Below are 18377 nucleotides of genomic sequence, written 5' to 3'. Positions count from 1 at the left end.
CATTCACGGCTATTAGGGATAGAGCACAGTCAAAGGCGGCCGAGGCTTAAGCGGATCAGGAAGTTCATCGTGCGGCCAAATTGTCGTCTCATCGAATTCCACGCCATGCCACTCTGACTTTCCTTCAAATACCGCGCCGGTGAAGTTCACTCCACGAAGATCGACATCGCCAAGACGAGAGTTTTTGAAGCGAACATTGCGCATAGACGCGCCTCTTAAATCCGCGCGCTCGATTGAAATCTGGTCAATATTGACATTATCAAAGTTAGCGCTCCTAAAATTACCGTTAAGATATAACCCTTTACCTGAAACATTGCGAAAATCCCCCTGCGTAAAATCCCCGTCAAGTGCAAGTCCTTCAACGGTAGAATTGCGGAAGGAGGCGCGCCTCGCATCAAAATGATAACTCCCAGGGTGTGCACCTTGATAAGGATTGGAGAACCTGACGCCTACAAAACGTGCTCGGGAAAAGTCGGCTTCAACAAGTGTCCCTTTCGGCGCTTCGAAATTCGATATCGTCGCGCCGGAGAAAATCGCTTCCGCAGCCGAAAAAGAAGCTGCTTGCACATTGACAATCCGCTGCCCGCGAAAATCACCACCATTAACGATCAAACCATTACGAAATGAAAGAGCCGATAGGCTCCTGAGGGGCGTATTTGCAGGTTCGCCCGCAACGAGCTTGATTGAGTTCTCGACAGTGCTTGTCGCGTGAGATTTTCCATAAGCGCCGTCGAGTGACCGAAGAAGTTCCTTCGCAGTTGCTACATCTCCCGATCTTAGGAGCGCGAACGCATAATCCGCTCCGTTTAATTGATTTTCGTCGACGTAATACCGCTTGCGATAGAAGTCTAATATCCGGTCGAAATCCCTTATTTCACTTAACAAGGCATCGATTGATGCGCTGACCTCGGGGGGCACCGCCGCTGGCGAACGGCCGTCGAGAAGAACATCATATTGCCGGGCAATCTTCCAGACTTTCAGCAAGCTCCGGTAGCCTTCCCATTGATCGGTCGGGTCCCCATCCCAGTCAATATCGGAGACAGCGCTTCCTTGCCAAATCGGATTACAATCGCCCCACCAAATGTTGCCATCATTACCCCTACTGGCTCCGATAAGGATCGCACCAGTTTTTACATCGACTTTCCTGCCCTCGGAGATTCCGTTCCAGCCAGGAGGGATTACGACCTGTATGAGAGAGCCTCTAGAAACTCCGCCTTTCAAAACCTTCTCGACGAGCACATCAATAACAGACGTTTTCTGAAACCGCGCTCTCTCGATCTCTGCAAACCTCTTTTCCTCGGTTCTAGGAGATATATAGCCATCCGCAGGTGAGACGTTCGTCACCTGTCCAGTGAACAATATTTGCTCGGAGCCCCGCTCACCCATACACGACAACGCCAATGCTGGAGTAGCGACGAAGCTAACAAAGATGGCTAGTATCGCCGCTTTTATCTTAGGTTGAGACATTGTTCTCATCCTCGCAAATTTACTCGCTACAACGTAGGACGCTATGTAATTGAAAGCAAAGGCCGATAATTCGCGTTATCAGCCCTCTCATACAAGGTGGGCTGGTCGTCGCGAAAAGAAAAAGGCAAAATCGCAAGGAGTTATCCCGCGCTATTGCAAAAGGAATTCTTTGTGTTAAACGTTGTCGCCAATCGATTTTGCGTAGGATTTCCTTTATGACTGAAACCACCGCTCAGGCTTCTGGCGACACCTCAAACAAAGCGAAAAGCTCATCCGCCCCAACGCCTTTGAAAGCTAAAATCTGCGTGGCCGTTTGCCTTGGTCTTTTCGCGATAACTGCTTTATTCATACTCGGCCTTGAGGGCGCAGTTCGCGACATGTGGAATGCCGTGACATCCGATTGGCGTATTCCTGCCATCACCCTCTCGTTTTTCATCTCGGCTGCGCTACTTACCTGGGCAATTCAGCACTACCCAAAGCAGGTAGCGCGTGGGGCAGTAGTTTCCATAATCGGCTGCATAGCAGCCATATGGTTTTGGATCGCAACTTTTGTGACGAACGACGGCACTCATCCGGTGGCACTGAGCCTGATCGTCCCCATGGTGATTTCCACCCTACTGTTTGCATGCTGCGCAGCACTTCATTTCGGCAACGATTGGGGCCGATCTAAATCAGAACGGTTTGTCCTCTCCTTCATCTTGGCCAGCATGTTCGCACTCCTTATCGCTGGAATTCCGGTGGTAAATGCCAGGGACCAAGATCAGCGCAACGCTATTGCCGCCGCGCAAAAGGCATTCAGTGAACTTCACATCAACCAAACAAACGTTGCTGTGTCCGAACTTGAATCGTCTGGCAATAACTTCTTATGCAAGATTGAAGAGTCCAAGGCGCGATGCGTTCTGGCGAAGTGAGCGTTCGGCGAAGGCGGCAGACAATGGGCTGTCGCCTTACCTACTACGGCGCATTCAAGACCCAAGGAGTTGTGCGCCACCCAGCGCTTGACGAGACATTATTTCTCCTATACGTAAGGCCCAGGTTTTCGGTGACCTGGGCACTTCCCGCCAAACGGCACGCTAAAGCACCGGATGAATACCACGACACTGAAAGCATCGAACCCCGTTCGAGCAGCTGAGGTGATGGGAAGAACTTCAAGACACCAGTCTTCGCTGCTCACTTGGAGGTTAGAATGCTTATCAACATCTCACGTGACACCTTCCGCTCCTTTTGCAACAGCCTGCGCCATGCGGCTGGCGCGTCGATTTCCAACACAGCGATGATGGAGACGGTTGCAGCGGCGCTCGGATGGCGTAGAGACGCACTGACACATCACCTTAAGACGAAGAACCTCACGATTGAGATCGAGGACGGCTTCCTCAAGGCGCTTGTATCCCGCGTTAACGGTCAAACGACCGGCAAACTCCAGACATCGGATGTGAAGCCGCTATTCGACAATTTTACAAACAGCAATGTCGACGCGTTGGAAGGTTTGGGCCCTGGATCAGAGCAGGAGTGGCAACTTTACCGACGTGTCGCGCTTCTGCTTGAGTCACGCCAGGCTGACGCAGCCAACGAATATGCCCGCCAATTGAACGAGGCAAATCCTGCGATCCGACTACTCAAGGGGCTTGTAGGCCTCGCGCTCGACCAAGTGGGAGCCGAGGCAAGCTGCGTCTCCGCACTGAGAAATCAGCCCGCCCTAATCCACGCCCTGGCAAACCTGTCTGGAATTGAAATCGGAAAGCCGATAGCGCCTTTCGAAATCGAGCAACCCTGGGATCAGATAGCGCCAATCAAGCGCCTCCCACTTTTTCCACCTCCAGCAACTGCCACCGCATTCTTTCCGAAAGGCATTGGTGGAGGCCTCGGCCACAAACACGATGAGGACAGATACTTCCGCGTGATCGGTGGACTGCGCCGCCCAGAACTGAAGGGCAGGGCGTACAGGGCAGTTGTCGCTGCAAGGATCGCCTTGCCATCGGATTTCCAACGATACCTTGAGGCACCCGCACCATTGATGGGAACTAAGGTCCGTTGCCTTATCGATGGCCAGTGGCGACTGTACATGAAGTCCTACCTGAAGAACAAATACTCAATCAGCACTGACACCTACAAAGCATTTTTTGATGTGCAGAATGACGCGCTGGTGATTCCTCGTTCCGTCGAGGAAAAGCAGCAGTTTGGAACGCCTGACCAATAAAGAGGGTAGGCCCACCAACGAACAAGCTGCGAGACCACCCGGATTTAGCAGCTTGTGCGTTGATCGCGCGGAAGACACGCCACCTTGAAGACGGCCCCACACCGTCTTCTTTGAGATCGCCTCTGTCGGAGACGGTTGCATTCACACGCGGTTGGGCGAGGTTATCATGCTTGCTGACTGCCAATGCTGGTGGCCGATGCCAACACCAATCTTCAGCCATGGGTGACCCGACACCATCCGCTTTTTCCTTCGTCCGCAGTAGGTTTTGAGATCGTCATTGCGCCAACCGTCGCCTGCTACGACCATAAAAGGACAGCACCCGATGAGGCGACTAAATGACGAAGATTATCTATGGGCTTAGCTACTGCGAGGACGACGGTTCAAGCGAATCCTACAACTGGTTCTACATGCCTATAGAGCTGTTTGAAGACGAAGCAGTGCGCGAACAGCGTAAGGCTATTCTCACCAGGAAGAACCCTCGCCTTGAGTTCGAGGAGTGGACTAGTCCGATCATCACCGACCCCGAACAGGGCGTACAGGAATCCGATCAATCCGAACAGAACGATGACGGAGTGGACGAGATCGAACACAACTTCACGCTTAGTCCGGAGGACCCAGCTATCTCGTTTCAACTCGCTCTCTTAGAGGATGAGGCCCCGACTTCGCAAATCACCGAGCCGAAAATTGTCATCTGCCACTATAAGATGGCGGACGACAACAGTCCGAGACATACTACGTCTCCCATCACTGTTCGGTGTTTTTGGTCCCACGCACGTGACGGCAATCTTCTCGGCGAAAGTTGCCGATATGACAGTTTGGAGGACTTCGGGTTGGCTCTTGACGAGATCATGGCCAGACTGGGTGCGAAAACAGTTATTCTCTCCTCTGATCTGGATATTTCAGTCGTTGAGGCAATCGCGGACTGCAACCAGTCGAATGCCTGGCTCTTTGTGAGGGATGGCTTAATAGTTGCTGAGGATTTGGGAGAAATTCCTGATCATGACCATATTTGTTCAATGTTGTTAGAGCATTGCTAAAGACGCCAGTTGTACGTATCAGCCGATAAAGCGTGTTATCGGCCCTTGCGCACCCATCCACCTGCGCGCGTCCTACCAAGGTACGTTAGACTACTCTCATATACCTGGAACAGGAACCCTAAGCTTAGTCTCTGGGTCAACAAAATCGTTTATCGAAGATGGGGTAAGCCCTCGTTCTGCGAAATAGGCTGCAAGCTCATCACCTACCAAGACCCTGGATGGAACGACGGGCGATAGGGAATACCAATCGCCGTCCTCGGCCTGCTCTGGCTCAATCACCCCTGCAGGTGGGCTTCCTGCCCTCATGAAGGTGGCGGAAGGTTCGATTTCAGCTAGCGCAGCGTACTTGAAGAAAAGCGCATCGTTGAAATGATAATGCGGTCCGATCTCATATTGATCATCGTCATCCTCAGTGATCTCGTCCATTACTGCAGCCACCAGTGCGTGAACAACGCGCTCCAGTCCCTCATCATCAGCCATGAAGACTGCAGGCAGTACACCCTTTGCGCCTTCGCCATAAACCCGTCTGGTGAACTCACCGACGCCTGGGACGAGCCCAACTGCTTCAATTGATGGCAAATGGCGGATCAAGGTTCCATGATAGAGCATATTGCAGCGTTGCCTCCGTATTCTCGCAACACGTTAGCAGATACCGACGAAACCAAGAATGCCCCGATTTCCTCATGAAGTTTCGCCGCTATTGACCTCTGATCCGTCAGTTTAAAGTGCTGATTTATTTATCGCTACCATCTCACGCAGCATTTCAGTGTGCGGCCGGGCCTCACGGTCTCGCAACCTTATGTTCTCATTGATTAGGCGTTCGCATACTGCGATTTGGCGGGAAGCTACTTCAGCAGGCGACGGGACGTTGTAAACGTCTGGCAGCAGACCCTCATCCCTCAGCGCAATCATGAAATAGGTAAAAAATACGATGGGAAGGTCAACTTGCATGGTTCTTGCAGATTTATTCACGAGGTCAGAAAACGAGAAACCAAAATCTCCATTACTGTCGCCAAACTCGCAATCTGTTTCGACCAACAGTTCGAGAAGCCTCCCGTCCATGAGATCATCCGCCTCGGCCTTCGCGAATGCGTCGGAGATCGCGGGGTCTAAGAAACGGCCGTCTTTCAGCACTAATGGAGCGTCATCAGACCAATCGCAGTTGGCCGACATCCGAGCCTTGAACTCTTTCATTGCTACGTCTTGCCGGTCCGGTGGGAGCAAATGCTGCCCAGGGACGTACCGACAGGTGTTGGGGCGGCGCTCGTAAATTCCGCATGTACCTTCGCTGGTCAGGACAGTGCATCTCCTCTTATGCGGATAGCCCAGCGCAGTTCCCGACAAGGTCGTCAGCACTTCCGGGTCACCATGAAATGAATCATAAGCGAAGTGTCGCAAACTCCCGAGTTCGAGTGAGCGATTTGCGATCATCTGAGTAAGCTCGTGACTTTCACGATCCCTAATGAACGGAGTCTTGACCGGCTGAGTCATCAGATTTGCTTGGAGGACGAAGTCGTCGAGATGCTCATACATCTCTCGGATCGACATCTGAGGAGGGCCATCGCAGCACTTGCCACATGCCTTGCACGCAAAACGGAAATCCCTCTCGCCCATTCACTGCTCCAATTAACGCCCGATTCCGAGGGACGCTACGCGGATTATCGACAGGCTGTCAACACTAGTGCATTTCGAAGCGAGAATAGTGCATTTCGAAGCGTAAATCAGGAATTTCGATCCGAATTCTTGATTTTCGATCAGCCCGCCGCTTCCGTCGATATCTGCCGGGTGCCTACGAATGAGCGTCGCAACCGCGTGCCGCCCAGCGCTTTTAGGTCCCCAGCCTCCGATATAGGTAAAGCATCAATTATACTCCTTATCGTCTCAAAGGTCCGACGTTAGATGAAACTTCGGCTACCGAAATTCTCGCCCTTGATGTCCTCCGCCACCTCCTTGATGTCGACGAAGAGACCGGCCACGAATTCAGCACTCCCAGAAATCCCGATGTAGGAAGCGTAGTCAGGACGCTCATCCCTCTCGCGATCATGGAACACCCCACTGATGGGATCGCAGCTCGTTACGACAATGCCACTTTCACCAATCCAAGCCCATCCGTCCTCATGATCGTCCACTCGTGTTAAGCCGTACTTCGCCATCAAGCGAGACCACTCTGCCCCGGCGATACAAGTGACATCAAAGCCTGCCTCGAAATTTCTCATGATCAACTACCTTGGTTAGATCACACCATGGTGGCCTTTCCGAAATATCCCCGCAAGCGATCAAGATGCGTTGCATCTTGCAGGCACATTCCATCACTTTGCTCATGTCGATAGGAATAGAAGCGCCAGATGTCATGACCAGCGAAGACGAAAGACGACCAGAGAAGTCCAGCCTCTATGAACAGGGCTTCGAGTTCGTCAAATACCGCGACCTTCCCACCCCGTATCAAATGGCGATGGCTTGGTACATGGCAGTCAATGGCGAAGCCTGGGATGACATCATCGATCATGATGAGATCGGCATGCCCGATGACGTTGAAAACAGCGATGATCCGAGATGGCACGCGTGTTATAAAGCGGCGCTTGAGAACCTACTACCGAAGTTCGTGAAGAAATACGGGAAAGTCGAGTTCGGTGTCGCCACCTGGGACACCGAGTCCTTGATCGCATCCATCGCTGGTGACGACACCTTCAAGGAAGATGGGGTAGACATCGACGGAACTCGCTCCTGGTTTAAAACGCCAATGCAGAACTACTTTACCACCAGCTACCCTGAAAAAGACAGGTGGCCCGTTATCATGTCAGGTTTCGAAGACGAAACCTTCCAGGACGGTTGGCACCGCTTCCACATTTACGTTGCGAACGGACACTCTGATATTCCGGTGATCTTCTTTCCGGAAGAATGGCACCGTGATTTAAAGGCCGAGATGGAAGCTGCTCGCCCGAAAATCTGATCAGGTTAAGCTTCAAAGATAGATCACGCTGGTCTGATCAGCTTCACTTTCCCTGTCATAGTCACCAAGATCGCCGTCGTCTGGCCCAACCCGTGTCAGGGCGGCTCCTTGCAGCCACACCATCATTATCCCGTGCTCAAGGTCCCAGTCGCAATCTCCTGCGGCTACCACGTACCAGAGCCCGTTTACTCCCTGCCGAACATCGAGGAAGTCCAGCGAGACGTGCGCCCATATCGTCTCGTCGTCCGTAAGAACCCCCATCTCCTCGTCGAGCCAATCGGCAAAATCGCCGACGCCCCTGAAGTCCTGATAATACTGGTAGACCAATGACGGCTCCGACAGGCGTTGCTCGTTCGTCAAACTAAGGAAGGCCGCGAGGGCTTCCTGGGCTTCATTAGGCAATGAAGCCTGATCCTCATCAAGTTCTAAGGACTGTCCATCGAAATACTGGACCTGAATTTTCTGACCTGACATTCCCACACCCATCTGCTTGTGCCGATCTATGGTGGGGAGGGGAGATCGCCAGACACAAGTGGCCATCAACGTCTCTTCATCTTCGAACCGAGTTCGTTTACAAGAATTCCCACAACAAAGAATTCCTTGCGGCATGGCCGTGCGTCACCTACATGAGGCTCATCTAGCATTTAATCCTCTAGGCATTTTCTTGCCTGAACCCGGAGAAACGAGATGATCGACAACGCAGCCCGCCTGACAATCGGCAAGGTAAAGCAGTATGGCGTAATCGGCCTGTATGACGGCAAGAAGACTGACATGCAGATCGCCACAGAAGCTACTCACGCAATCAGCCAGATGGATCGACGGCTGCTTGACGTTGAAACCCTGATGCTTTCCACGCTCAAAAGCGACGACTCGTGGGAATCCATCACCTACGAAGTTCGCGCACACGAGGGCATGGCGATGGGACACCTCGTTCGAGTCATCAAATACAAGGATTTTGGACACGGAACTCGTGAAGACCAGATCACCTATGGACCCCTGGTACCGGTATCGAAAGCCGCAGCGCTTCTCGCCGTTCTCAATTCATAAAGCGGACCAGCCTAAAAAGCCCCATTGTCGACTGGCCACTCGAATAGGTTTGACGAGCTGAGATATCAAATGGTGAATGTGGAATATCAAGTCGAGATAGGCGTTGAGGGTACCCGCGAGATGAGGGCGCTCGCCAACGAGCTTGGCCACCCTTCAGCCTTTACTGCAGCCAGAGACGAGGTGGTCCGGTTCGTCTGCTGCTGCGAGAGCCTCTTGGACGGCTTAGGCGTAGAGGACCTCACCGCCACCAGCCTGGAAACAAGGCACGGCTTCCAACTTTCAATATCAGCCGTAGTGAAAGAACCTGAACTTCTCTCGCAGGCGGCGATCAAGCGCTATATCGACACATGGCCAGCGACACGCGCTCCCGACCCTTGGCAGCCGAAATGCACAGCTGAAGCCCTTTTCACGTTGGTCACAAACCTCACCCCCGCGATAGAGTCCGATCACAGTGAATGTTTTTGGGTTGGCATACCAAAGTTCACGGCTGACGACTTTCCATTGCCCACATCAAAGACGTAGCGACCCCGACAACCATCGAGTGTTGATAATGCGAGTTATCGTCGATTGCGGCTATTCCCTTTTGTTCTAGGTCTCGGCATGCCGCTATGGGGTGTCTGGACGGCAAACTTTCACGCCAGCAAGATCGTCGACTAAGTTTGTCGGTCTCCGCACTTCCGCGTACTGTATACCCAACGGATTTGAGTGAAACACATGGTCAGTATAAAAATTAGACCCAGTAAGAAGATGCTCAAGACGGCGAAGCGCCCTGAGCCCAAGCTGCCGGAGACCGATTTTTCGAAACCATGGGCAATATGGCTCGATGACGAACGACCGATCCCAGAAAGATCGGGCATGCAGTATGTTCCGGCAGCCAATCCTCGCGAATTCATCAACCTAATCGGAGACCACGGCATTCCCTCGTTCATTTCCTTCGACTGGCACCTGGGGGCTGACTGGGACAATGGCGAAGCTGTTATCAAATGGCTGATAGAGAGCGACCAGTCAGGCGAACACGTGTTCCCAGAGGATTTCCTGTTCGACGTACATTCCTCGGACCACACTAAAAACCGAGCGATGAACGCGCTCCTGTCGGATTACCTTGTCTCAAAAGGCACGATGAAATACTTCTGTCCGCGAACGACAAAACCATTTTGACGTCACTGCCGAAATCCTTCGGGTTTCTTTCGCTCTAAATGTCGGTTAGACTGTTCTTTAACCCGTCGGCCAGCGCCTCAACCGTCTGACTTGCAGCACGAACTGCTAGGAGGTTGTAAAGGCCCGTGCACCATAACCAGTAACGGCTGCGCGACGCGAGTTCGAGGACGGCATGCGCCCATCAAGGGAGAACGCATAAGGAGATGCCCCGCAAAGAGAGAGTCTATGGCTCTCTCTTTTTCCTTTGTAGCGCATCTATGGGCCGGTGATGAGCGGATAAGGCGCGTTATCGTCGCCATTTGCAGGGCCCGACGTCGCTAACGGAAGTCCCGGGATCGAACCTCAAGCAATTCCAAGTCGTTCCCGGCTGTGGGCTTGGTTGCCTCAGCCGCACCCCGACTGCCGATGGAGGATAGCTGCGCGCTCATGTCGAAAACCTGCTGCACTACCAGGTGAACTACCTCACCCTCCCGCTGCACCTTGGCATTGATCCGAAGGAGGCTGGCTCCCAAGATCGTTCGGCGATGCTTCTCGTAAAGAGACGGCCATATGACCAGGTTGGCGATCCCTGTTTCATCTTCGATGGTAACAAAAAGAACTCCTTTGGCGGTGCCAGGCTTTTGTCGCATGAGCACGACTCCCGCCGTCTGAATCCAGCTACCATCCCTTGCTTCGGTTGCGTCGCGGCATGTGTGAACATTTAGCCTGGTAAGATCATTCCGCAGGAAGCTTACCGGATGTTCGCGAAGCGTGAGGCCTGTGTGCGAGTAGTCCTTCACGACTTCCCCACCGGCCGTCAGCGGTTTTAGTTCGACCTCAGGCTCAAGAACCTCAGCGACAACTTGTTTCTCGCGTTCTGCGGCGGCGGCAAAGAGAGGAAGAGGTTCATCGTGCAGCCCCTTTAAAGCCCAAAGAGCTTCGCGCCGAGCCAGCCGCATGGAGGCGAGATAACCGTCAGCTTCCGCAATCTTTTCCAACGAAGCAGCAGGCACCCCAGCGCGCCGCCATAAATCGTCGATTGTCGCGAAGGGCTGGTCGGCGCGAGCATTGACGATAGCCGCCCCGTCGATGTTAGCCAGTCCTTTGACCATGCGAAGGCCTAGCCTCACCGCAAATCGACCTTCTTCGTGGCTCGGCTCAAGCGTGCTGTTCCAGCGACTGCGATTAATACAAATCGGCCTGATTTCAACGCCATGGTCCTGTGCGTCTCGAACGATCTGCGCAGGAGCGTAGAAGCCCATGGGTTGCGCATTGAGCAAGGAGGTGCAGAACACGTCCGGGTGATGGCACTTCATCCATGACGAAGCATAGGCGATCAAGGCAAAAGATGCTGCATGGCTCTCAGGAAAGCCGTACGAACCGAAGCCTTCCAGTTGCTTGAATGTGCGCTCAGCGAAGTCGCGGTCATAGCCGTTGTCAACCATGCCGCTCACCAGTTTCTCCCGGAAATGGCTGACGCCCCCGGTGAATTTGAATGTCGCCATTGCGCGCCGTAGCTGATCAGCTTCGCCAGGTGTGAAGCCCGCACATTCGATGGCGATGCGCATAGCCTGTTCCTGGAAAAGCGGTACACCCAACGTCTTCCCGAGCACCTTCTCAAGTTCCGGCTTCGGAAATGTCACCGGCTCCTTGTTTTCGCGACGTCGAAGATAAGGATGCACCATGTCGCCCTGGATGGGGCCTGGACGAACGATAGCGACTTCGATGACCAGGTCGTAAAAGGTCCGTGGCTTGATGCGGGGAAGCATCGCCATCTGTGCCCGGCTTTCGATCTGGAAGACGCCAAGCGTGTCGGCACGTTGGATCATTGCATAGGTCCGTCCGTCCTGTGGGGGAATGTCGGCCAGCCCCATCCTGCGGCCCTTGTGTTGAGCCAGGAGATCAAATGCGCCTTTCATGCAAGACAGCATTCCAAGCGCGAGGCAGTCGACCTTCATGAACTTCAAGGCATCGATATCGTCCTTGTCCCATTCGATGACCTGACGATTGTCCATGGCTGCAGGCTCAATCGGTACCAGGTCGTCGAGCCGATCATTTGTCAGCACGAAACCGCCTGGGTGCTGCGAAAGATGCCTGGGCGCTCCAATCAATTGCGACGCTAATTCGATAGCGAGACGTAATCTTCTGTCAGAAAGGTTGAGGTTGACCTCTTGAGCGTGCTTCGCTTCAACGGGGTCGTTGGACCACGTGCGAACCTGTGCCGATAACATTGAGATGACATCCTCGGGCAAGCCAAGCGCTTTGCCAACGTCGCGTATCGCACCCTTCGCACGGTAGCGGCTAACAACAGATGTCAGCGCGGCTCTGTCGCGGCCGTAGGTGTTGAAAACCCACTGCATCACGATCTCGCGGCGATTATGTTCGAAGTCGACGTCGATATCAGGTGGCTCCCGGCGCTCTTCGGAAATGAAGCGCTCGAACAACAGGTCGTTGGTTTCCGGATCGATGGATGTGATCCCGAGGACATAGCACACGCTGGAATTGGCTGCTGACCCACGCCCCTGGCACAGGATGTCCTGAGACCTTGCGAAGCGGACAATCGAATTCACGGTGAGGAAGTATGGTGCGTATTCGAGCTTCTCGATGAGCTTCAGTTCATGCCGCAGGATTTTCTCAACCTTCTCGGGAACGCCCTCCGGATAACGTTCCGCCGCACCCTCCCAAGTGAACTTTTCAAGCGCCGCCTGCGGCGTCAGGCCCGAAATCCCGGCTTCTCGTGGATACTGATACTTGAGCTGATCGAGATCGAACTTGCACCGACGCACGATCTCCAGACCACGGTCCAGGGCTTCAGGGTAGCGCGAGAACAGACGCTCCATTTCCTCTGGCGGCTTCAGATAACGGTCGGCATACCTCTCTCTACGAAAGCCGATGTCATCGATAACCGTGTTGTGCCGGATGCAGGATAATACGTCACATAAGCTTCTACGCGTATGCTCATGAAAAAGAACGTCATTTGTCACCACCAACTTAACGACATACCGCTGCATGAGGTTGACCAGTTCATATAGCCGCATCTGGTCATTTGGCCGCCGTCGCAGCGTCAACGCCCCGTAAGCCCGGTCTCCAAACACAGTGGCCAGACGACGAAGATGAAGTGCAGTCTGGTCGTCGGCCAAGTCAGGAACCAAGACACCGATCATGCCTTCCTGGTACGCAACGACATCATCCCATTCCAGGTGACATTTACCCTTTCCAGCTCGCTTCTTCCCCAAGGAGAGAAGACGACAAAGACGGGAATAGGCAGCTATGTCTGTTGGGTAAACGAGAAGCGACATGCCATCGATCAAATCAAGACGGCAACCGACGACGAGAGGAACACCGGTGGCTTTAGATGCCTCATGCGCCCGCACGATTCCCGCCAAGGAGTTTCGGTCCACAATGCCAAGTGCTTCGATTCCTAGCTCCTTCGCCTGAAGAAACAGCTCATCACACGATGAAGCGCCCCGCAGAAAGCTGAAATGCGACGTGACCTGAAGTTCCGCGTATCGACCCTTGGTGCTCATGCGAATATTCCATGGAGGAACCACTTGTGGCTTCCCGTCTCCAGATGTTCACCGTCACCCGCTCGATAAATCCAGAACCGCTCGCCACTTTCGTTCTCGACCTGAAAGTAGTCACGCACAGCCGTCAGTTCAGCGTCGCGTCGCCACCACTCTCCGAACACGCGCTCGGGTCCATCTGCACGTTTGACCCGGTGCCGGACGCCCTTCCATGTGAAGCTCGCGGGCGGACTGTCAGGAAGCATCGCAATCGCTTCGATTGGCTGCGGGTCTTCAAACAGCCGGGCCGGGCGCGGCCAGTCGTTACGCCATGAATCGTTGATGGGCTCCTCAAGGGGAGGAGCGCGCATGAATGAGCGCTCCGGAACATCACTGGCCACCGGTTTAACAGCAAAGATACGCGAACGGCCGACGCGGTTTGCCAGGGTGTCCACGAGGTCGGAGACGTCTGCAATACTTTCTTCGATAAGACTGGAATGCGACTGCCTGATCTCCAACGGCTCAACGACGGTTGCTGCCAGGCTCATGATCTCGATGCCGAAGCCGGGCTCGATGGTTTCGATCTTGTCAGAAAGAAGCCTGTATAGCCGTTTTGCGTCCCGGTTCGGTTGCTGCAGCCCAATGCGCGCCGCACTGATGGTGTTATCGACTTTGTAGCATATGAGATCGATCCGCCGAGCGCCGAGACCGGTTTTCTGAAACTCAGCAACCAACTCATCGACGAGCCTCGCCAGGTACTTGGCAATCGTTTCTGGCGCTCCAATGGGCTCAGCGAAATTGCGACGAACCTCGATCATCTCCATGGGCCGGATAGGTTCAATCGGCTCCGCTAATCTTCCAAATGCCTGATCCAGCCGACGGCCGAGTTCAGGTCCGAACCGCAAGGTCAATGGAGCGCGAGGTTTGGAAGCAAGCTCACCGATGGTCTCGAAGCCCATGGTACGCAGACCGTCTACCGTTGTGAATGGCAGTCTCAGAGCCGTAATGGGGAGATCAATGAGCGCATCTGCAATCAATCCGGGAGGAACTACCACAGATGACTTCCCGCTAAAGCGTGCCATGGCGTGAGCAGCGCCCCAGGTGTCGGCAACCGCTGTCCGCGCTGCAAGGCCCGCATGTTTGAGCTTCTCCACAATGCCATTGGCCATTTCCGTTTCGCTGCCGTGAAGATGGTCGGCTCCAGTCGTGTCGAGAACGAGCCCGTCAGGCCCATCCACCGACACCACCGGCGTGTAGATGCCGAGTGCCCACAAGGCGAGCTTCTCCAGCGCAGCAAGGTCAGCTTGCATGCTTGCGTCAGCAATAACGACATCAGCGACCAGTGCCTGAGCTTTCGCCACAGGCATACCGACACGAAGCCCCACCTTGTATGCAGCAGGGTTCAAGGCGCTCACGACACGACGGTTTCCGGCATGATGTGCGAGGATGAGTGGGCGCTGACGGAGCGCCTCACCTTCACCCGAATGCTTTTGAAAACGGTCGGTCGACAGTGTTGGAAGGTACACGGACATAACCCTTCCCATCACAAGCCTCCACTTCGAAATCTGCGCATTCACCCGCTTTGACGCGGATCAGTTCAAGTTGCCATCGGGTTCGTCCAATGCCAGGAACGGGAAGTGGGTCCGAAGGTAAGGGTGAAACTCGCCAACGGGTTGTCGCCGCCGTAGGCTGACCAAAATCGACAGCCTCAGCCAACCGACGCCAGCGACGCACGGCTATACCTATTGTTTTGGTTCTTTCTGCCGCCAGATGGAGTCTCCGAGACTCTGTCATCGGAAGGCGAACCATTTCGCAGATGACCGCCCCAAGACCACCGTGGCGTAAGGCTTCTTCAAACACGGAAAGAACGTCGTTGTCGTTGTCTGGTTCAACGAAGATCATGCGGTCTGGCGTCAAACCTACCTGTGCAAGGGCAGGGTAGAAGATGTCCGATCTGCGGGAGCACCAGAGCACTTTTCCTTTGGTTCTGGCCGCGATGCCCGCCGCAAACAAGCCAGCCGTCGCAGCGTGAAGAGAGTCGGAGCCGCCACCGGCCACCTCATGCAGAGCGCCAAGCACCAGCCCGCCACCAGGAAGCTTGGAGTCAATGACGGGGTCGCCGAAGGGCAGAACATCTCTCACCCGCCGCGTGCCTTCGAGGTCGCGGATGGAGTTCCGCAACTGCTCGAAAACGTCATTGGGGTGAGGGACGACCATGATCTACGCTCTACAGGACTAAATTGTTCCTTATTTGTTCTCACAAGACATCCGAGTCAAACGGATTCTGAAGCGTCCACTAGGGCGTCATTGATTCAACAGGAAAAAATCGTGTGGGGGCAGCGGTTGCCGCATTTGGACTCATGGTTAGCGGGGCATCCACGGTTCTCGAAGGCAGAGAAGAAGGGGTTTCCGCAAGGCCGATAATGCGCGTTATCAGCCTGCAGCCGGAGAACACCCCTTCCTCGCCAGATCGGTCCCAGCGAGGAAGGCCGTGCAGAATGTTTCACGCCTTGAAACATCGTTACCAGAACTGCCCACCATGCCACTCGACGTGGTAAAGGTCCTGCCGTCGAATTACAACCTCCTCTTTATTGAATGAAGAGACGGCTGCCTGCTCCATAAACTCCCGAAGCAAATGAAAATGAGCCTCATCCTCTAGGGTCAAGGCCTCGTCAGTCTTGAGTAAGAGATAAACATCTGGAAATATCTCAGAATTAAGCGATAGTGCCCTAGTTTGGCGCGCCAGCACCTCCAGGTCGCCAAGCACCTCACGGGCGACAGCGTACATCAGAGCATCCACGGTGGCATCGCTCGTCTCATGCCTTGTTGATGCTAATGCTTCAATGTTTAGGCAATATCGTAAAACAGCCGGATCAGAATCCGCGTGAAGCTCACGGACGTAACTTACCATCCCTTGAGGCTCACTCACCGCAGGCCCTCTGACCGTGAGCATGGTCCGTTCACCGGATAAGGGAGCCGAAATCACACCTCCTCGGTCAATACACTCTTGCAGATCACGAAAAGCCGCAAAGATTGAGTCATGTTCTTCCTTCCGAACACGTTGCACCAGATACATCGCTTCACCAGGTGCACATTTTAAAACTTTATCGAGTTTCTCAACCTCACTTTCTCGCAAAAAACTATCGGGACGGACAATCAAAGACCGTCCTGTAAGAAAGGGCAAATCCCACAAGCCGGACGAGAGCCCTATTTGGTCCTGCATTGCCCGCTCTTCAGTTGTCTCCATAGAGAACTCCCAATCCATGGGAAGCTTCTGCAACAGAAGTGGCTCCGGCTCATTGACGGCCTTGCCGCCTCTGACAGCGAAGCAGCGATCCAGCTGAGACGCAAATAAACTCAGCCAGATGTAGTATTCTATTTCGAATGCCTTTCGCTTCGGGTCTCTGGCCAAGATCACCCTCTTGAAAGCGCGGTCACCTGTGCCCCAGTCCTTGAGCGCCAATTTTTCCTCTTGGATAACTACAAGGTCGCACATTGATCTTCCGAAGATAAAAAATGGCACCGATTCAAATTCAAACATTCTCCTTCGAACCGGCTCGGTCATTGCCGCCTCGAACTCAGAAACCTTTTTCCCGAAGTATTCCTCAAGACCTTCAGAATGCTTCCGGGTGCCGTAGGGAACCAGGGCTCCGGACACCAGTTCTAACAACTGAATTTGACCATCTCCGGGAGAAACACGAAGGACCGGCCTTGGGTCAAACGCGAACCCGCCATTCTGCAATCCCTTAAGCATTTCCAAAGCGGACGCAGTCGCACCGTCACAATACAAGGCACCTATTTTTGGCAATCGGTTTTCGTTCTCACGCGCATCTTTGAATGAGATCGAGGTGAAACGGCAGGGGAGGGGAGGGAACTCATCTTGATCATAATCATCGTTCTCTAACCCCTCTAATTCGTAGAACAAGCCGAGCGCCCAGGATGGCTTGTCCCAATTGGAAAGCGCGGGTGAAATAACGACTTCAACGCCTTTCTGAGGCAGCGCGTTACGTCTCCAATAGCTGCTGTCTCTAAGATCAGACCTAATTGCAGCCTGACAAGAAAACTCAGGCCAATTTTCCCCTTCGAATTCAGCGAGTGGGACGTCGTAGTGACTTAACACGTCCACAACGTGTTTAGCTCCAGGCGTTAACGATTGCCGATAGCAGACATGCCCAATTGGGACAAACCGACGGCCTTGTTTGAATGCGACGACCAAGCAGACAACAGTGACGTCCGTTACGTGAAACAGGAGATCATCAACGTTCCAACCAAGGGCTCTCGCCTGTTTCTCGTTCGTGATGCGGCGGGCATACGGCCCTGCGGGATGCTCCCTTCCTGTCCAATCCACACCAAGCGGGCCCCACACCTGCGTCCAATTGTTGTTGAATATCGTTGGAATGCATTCATGTGAAACAGTTTCACTCGGTCGCGTCGTAAACGCCGCCGTAGTGACGATTGCTTCAGCCGTCGATTGATCCAACCCGGCTTCGATCAGAACGCGTGCGTATTGAGACTTTCGCGCCAACGCGACCATTTCTGGAACCTGATCGTCCCAAATGTCCTTTTCCGACCTGACCGCATTTGCGAGCGCGAGATTCCAGTTTTTGAACCCAAGCATACGAGCCACCAGCTCGCGACAAGTGGAGAGTTTAAGCTCAACGCCTTTGGAAGCAGACTTTTGCTTGAGAATTTTGGGCAGCCGTTGCAGTCTGCCCGCGTCCGAAACGCAGATTTCCATCACATCCTCATGTGTTGAAACCAGCCCGCTTGGTCCACAGAAGGTTGAGAGTGGGTTTATGCTGGTTAGGCGACTTAGATAGCCAAAATGGACGTTAAAGAACGGATGTGCTTGCGCCGAGCCGTTGCGGGCTTGCCGGGTCTCCGTGAACCCGTCAAACCAAAGGTTGTCATATACATTGCGATTTGAATAGCCCCACGCTCCAACTTTCCAAAAAAAGTTAAACCGCGAGACCATGATCACCTTTGATAAGGAGCGTTATCGCTTGCTTGCTCGTTTGAATATTGTCCTTCAACCTTCT

At 53.7% G+C, this 18377-nt stretch carries 16 protein-coding genes; 7 read left to right on the top strand and 9 right to left on the bottom strand.

Annotation, left to right across the window (positions count from 1 at the left end):
* Window positions 1-12: 12 nt before the first annotated feature.
* Window positions 13-1467: a pentapeptide repeat-containing protein gene (locus FFR93_RS01785; RefSeq protein ID WP_171049021.1), complete on the bottom strand. Its 1455-nt coding sequence runs from the start codon at window positions 1465-1467 to the stop codon at window positions 13-15.
* 215 nt (window positions 1468-1682) lie between these two features.
* Between FFR93_RS01785 and FFR93_RS01780 the strand changes: the two genes are divergently transcribed.
* The 3 genes from FFR93_RS01780 (at window position 1683) to FFR93_RS01770 (ending at window position 4701) form a co-directional block, all read left to right on the top strand.
* A complete protein-coding gene (locus tag FFR93_RS01780) occupies window positions 1683-2378 on the top strand; it encodes a hypothetical protein (RefSeq protein ID WP_138391625.1) in 696 nt (231 codons plus the stop codon).
* A gap of 275 nt (window positions 2379-2653) precedes the next feature.
* Entirely contained in the window at window positions 2654-3664 is a 1011-nt protein-coding gene (locus tag FFR93_RS01775; protein WP_138391624.1) for a hypothetical protein, read from the top strand.
* A 335-nt stretch (window positions 3665-3999) separates the two neighbouring features.
* Window positions 4000-4701 (top strand): hypothetical protein, encoded by a 702-nt coding sequence (locus FFR93_RS01770; protein ID WP_138391623.1) that lies wholly within the window; start codon window positions 4000-4002, stop codon window positions 4699-4701.
* A gap of 96 nt (window positions 4702-4797) precedes the next feature.
* On the opposite strand, the gene FFR93_RS01765 is transcribed toward FFR93_RS01770, so the two are convergent.
* The 3 genes from FFR93_RS01765 to FFR93_RS01755 all read right to left on the bottom strand — a co-directional run bounded on the left by FFR93_RS01765 (window position 4798) and on the right by FFR93_RS01755 (window position 6917).
* Window positions 4798-5181 (bottom strand): hypothetical protein, encoded by a 384-nt coding sequence (locus FFR93_RS01765; protein WP_138391622.1) that lies wholly within the window; start codon window positions 5179-5181, stop codon window positions 4798-4800.
* A gap of 240 nt (window positions 5182-5421) precedes the next feature.
* Window positions 5422-6315: a YkgJ family cysteine cluster protein gene (locus FFR93_RS01760; RefSeq protein ID WP_138391621.1), complete on the bottom strand. Its 894-nt coding sequence runs from the start codon at window positions 6313-6315 to the stop codon at window positions 5422-5424.
* 281 nt (window positions 6316-6596) lie between these two features.
* On the bottom strand, window positions 6597-6917 hold the full coding sequence (locus FFR93_RS01755; protein ID WP_138391620.1) for a hypothetical protein: 321 nt from the start codon (window positions 6915-6917) through the stop codon (window positions 6597-6599).
* A 134-nt stretch (window positions 6918-7051) separates the two neighbouring features.
* Between FFR93_RS01755 and FFR93_RS01750 the strand changes: the two genes are divergently transcribed.
* Window positions 7052-7651: a hypothetical protein gene (locus tag FFR93_RS01750; RefSeq protein ID WP_138391619.1), complete on the top strand. Its 600-nt coding sequence runs from the start codon at window positions 7052-7054 to the stop codon at window positions 7649-7651.
* A gap of 12 nt (window positions 7652-7663) precedes the next feature.
* Here FFR93_RS01750 and FFR93_RS01745 read toward each other — a convergent pair whose 3' ends face one another.
* Window positions 7664-8125 (bottom strand): hypothetical protein, encoded by a 462-nt coding sequence (locus FFR93_RS01745; RefSeq protein ID WP_138391618.1) that lies wholly within the window; start codon window positions 8123-8125, stop codon window positions 7664-7666.
* A 213-nt stretch (window positions 8126-8338) separates the two neighbouring features.
* Between FFR93_RS01745 and FFR93_RS01740 the strand changes: the two genes are divergently transcribed.
* From FFR93_RS01740 to FFR93_RS01730, 3 genes are all read left to right on the top strand, one after another.
* Entirely contained in the window at window positions 8339-8698 is a 360-nt protein-coding gene (locus FFR93_RS01740; protein ID WP_138391617.1) for a hypothetical protein, read from the top strand.
* Between the two features lie 69 nt (window positions 8699-8767).
* Window positions 8768-9220, top strand: coding sequence for a hypothetical protein (locus FFR93_RS01735; protein ID WP_138391616.1), 453 nt, complete (start codon window positions 8768-8770; stop codon window positions 9218-9220).
* A 192-nt stretch (window positions 9221-9412) separates the two neighbouring features.
* The gene (locus tag FFR93_RS01730) at window positions 9413-9856 is read left to right on the top strand and encodes a cyclic-phosphate processing receiver domain-containing protein (RefSeq protein WP_348640317.1); all 444 of its coding nucleotides are present in this window, start codon (window positions 9413-9415) and stop codon (window positions 9854-9856) included.
* Window positions 9857-10173: 317 nt separating this feature from the next.
* Here the strand turns inward: FFR93_RS01730 and FFR93_RS01725 are convergent, their stop codons facing one another.
* The 4 genes from FFR93_RS01725 to FFR93_RS01710 all read right to left on the bottom strand — a co-directional run bounded on the left by FFR93_RS01725 (window position 10174) and on the right by FFR93_RS01710 (window position 18313).
* Window positions 10174-13362 (bottom strand): error-prone DNA polymerase, encoded by a 3189-nt coding sequence (locus tag FFR93_RS01725; protein ID WP_138391614.1) that lies wholly within the window; start codon window positions 13360-13362, stop codon window positions 10174-10176.
* Complete coding sequence (locus FFR93_RS01720; protein WP_138391613.1) at window positions 13359-14882, bottom strand: DUF6504 family protein; 1524 nt, start codon at window positions 14880-14882, stop codon at window positions 13359-13361. Before FFR93_RS01720 ends, FFR93_RS01725 begins: the two co-directional genes overlap by 4 nt.
* Window positions 14815-15555, bottom strand: a complete 741-nt coding sequence (locus FFR93_RS01715) for an ImuA family protein (RefSeq protein ID WP_138391612.1) — start codon at window positions 15553-15555, stop codon at window positions 14815-14817. Before FFR93_RS01715 ends, FFR93_RS01720 begins: the two co-directional genes overlap by 68 nt.
* Window positions 15556-15859: 304 nt before the next feature.
* The gene (locus FFR93_RS01710; RefSeq protein ID WP_138391611.1) at window positions 15860-18313 is read right to left on the bottom strand and encodes a hypothetical protein; all 2454 of its coding nucleotides are present in this window, start codon (window positions 18311-18313) and stop codon (window positions 15860-15862) included.
* Between the last annotated feature and the right edge of the window lie 64 nt (window positions 18314-18377).

It is taken from the genome of Rhizobium sp. MHM7A, assembly GCF_005862215.1.
Lineage (GTDB): Bacteria > Pseudomonadota > Alphaproteobacteria > Rhizobiales > Rhizobiaceae > Rhizobium > Rhizobium bangladeshense.
Note: the sequence above shows the minus strand (reverse complement) of the source record. Positions and strands in the feature narration are given on the sequence as shown.

What these genes read in the sequence shown, in the direction of transcription:
- FFR93_RS01710 (WP_138391611.1), bottom strand. Translation starts at nt 18,313, where the DNA reads ATGGTCTCGCGGTTTAACTTTTTTTGGAAAGTTGGAGCGTGGGGCTAT.
- FFR93_RS01730 (WP_348640317.1), top strand. Translation starts at nt 9,413, where the DNA reads ATGGTCAGTATAAAAATTAGACCCAGTAAGAAGATGCTCAAGACGGCG.
- FFR93_RS01770 (WP_138391623.1), top strand. Translation starts at nt 4,000, where the DNA reads ATGACGAAGATTATCTATGGGCTTAGCTACTGCGAGGACGACGGTTCA.
- FFR93_RS01720 (WP_138391613.1), bottom strand. Translation starts at nt 14,882, where the DNA reads ATGGGAAGGGTTATGTCCGTGTACCTTCCAACACTGTCGACCGACCGT.
- FFR93_RS01785 (WP_171049021.1), bottom strand. Translation starts at nt 1,467, where the DNA reads ATGTCTCAACCTAAGATAAAAGCGGCGATACTAGCCATCTTTGTTAGC.
- FFR93_RS01725 (WP_138391614.1), bottom strand. Translation starts at nt 13,362, where the DNA reads ATGAGCACCAAGGGTCGATACGCGGAACTTCAGGTCACGTCGCATTTC.
- FFR93_RS01745 (WP_138391618.1), bottom strand. Translation starts at nt 8,125, where the DNA reads ATGTCAGGTCAGAAAATTCAGGTCCAGTATTTCGATGGACAGTCCTTA.
- FFR93_RS01780 (WP_138391625.1), top strand. Translation starts at nt 1,683, where the DNA reads ATGACTGAAACCACCGCTCAGGCTTCTGGCGACACCTCAAACAAAGCG.
- FFR93_RS01735 (WP_138391616.1), top strand. Translation starts at nt 8,768, where the DNA reads ATGGTGAATGTGGAATATCAAGTCGAGATAGGCGTTGAGGGTACCCGC.
- FFR93_RS01775 (WP_138391624.1), top strand. Translation starts at nt 2,654, where the DNA reads ATGCTTATCAACATCTCACGTGACACCTTCCGCTCCTTTTGCAACAGC.
- FFR93_RS01750 (WP_138391619.1), top strand. Translation starts at nt 7,052, where the DNA reads ATGACCAGCGAAGACGAAAGACGACCAGAGAAGTCCAGCCTCTATGAA.
- FFR93_RS01755 (WP_138391620.1), bottom strand. Translation starts at nt 6,917, where the DNA reads ATGAGAAATTTCGAGGCAGGCTTTGATGTCACTTGTATCGCCGGGGCA.
- FFR93_RS01765 (WP_138391622.1), bottom strand. Translation starts at nt 5,181, where the DNA reads ATGGCTGATGATGAGGGACTGGAGCGCGTTGTTCACGCACTGGTGGCT.
- FFR93_RS01740 (WP_138391617.1), top strand. Translation starts at nt 8,339, where the DNA reads ATGATCGACAACGCAGCCCGCCTGACAATCGGCAAGGTAAAGCAGTAT.
- FFR93_RS01715 (WP_138391612.1), bottom strand. Translation starts at nt 15,555, where the DNA reads ATGGTCGTCCCTCACCCCAATGACGTTTTCGAGCAGTTGCGGAACTCC.
- FFR93_RS01760 (WP_138391621.1), bottom strand. Translation starts at nt 6,315, where the DNA reads ATGGGCGAGAGGGATTTCCGTTTTGCGTGCAAGGCATGTGGCAAGTGC.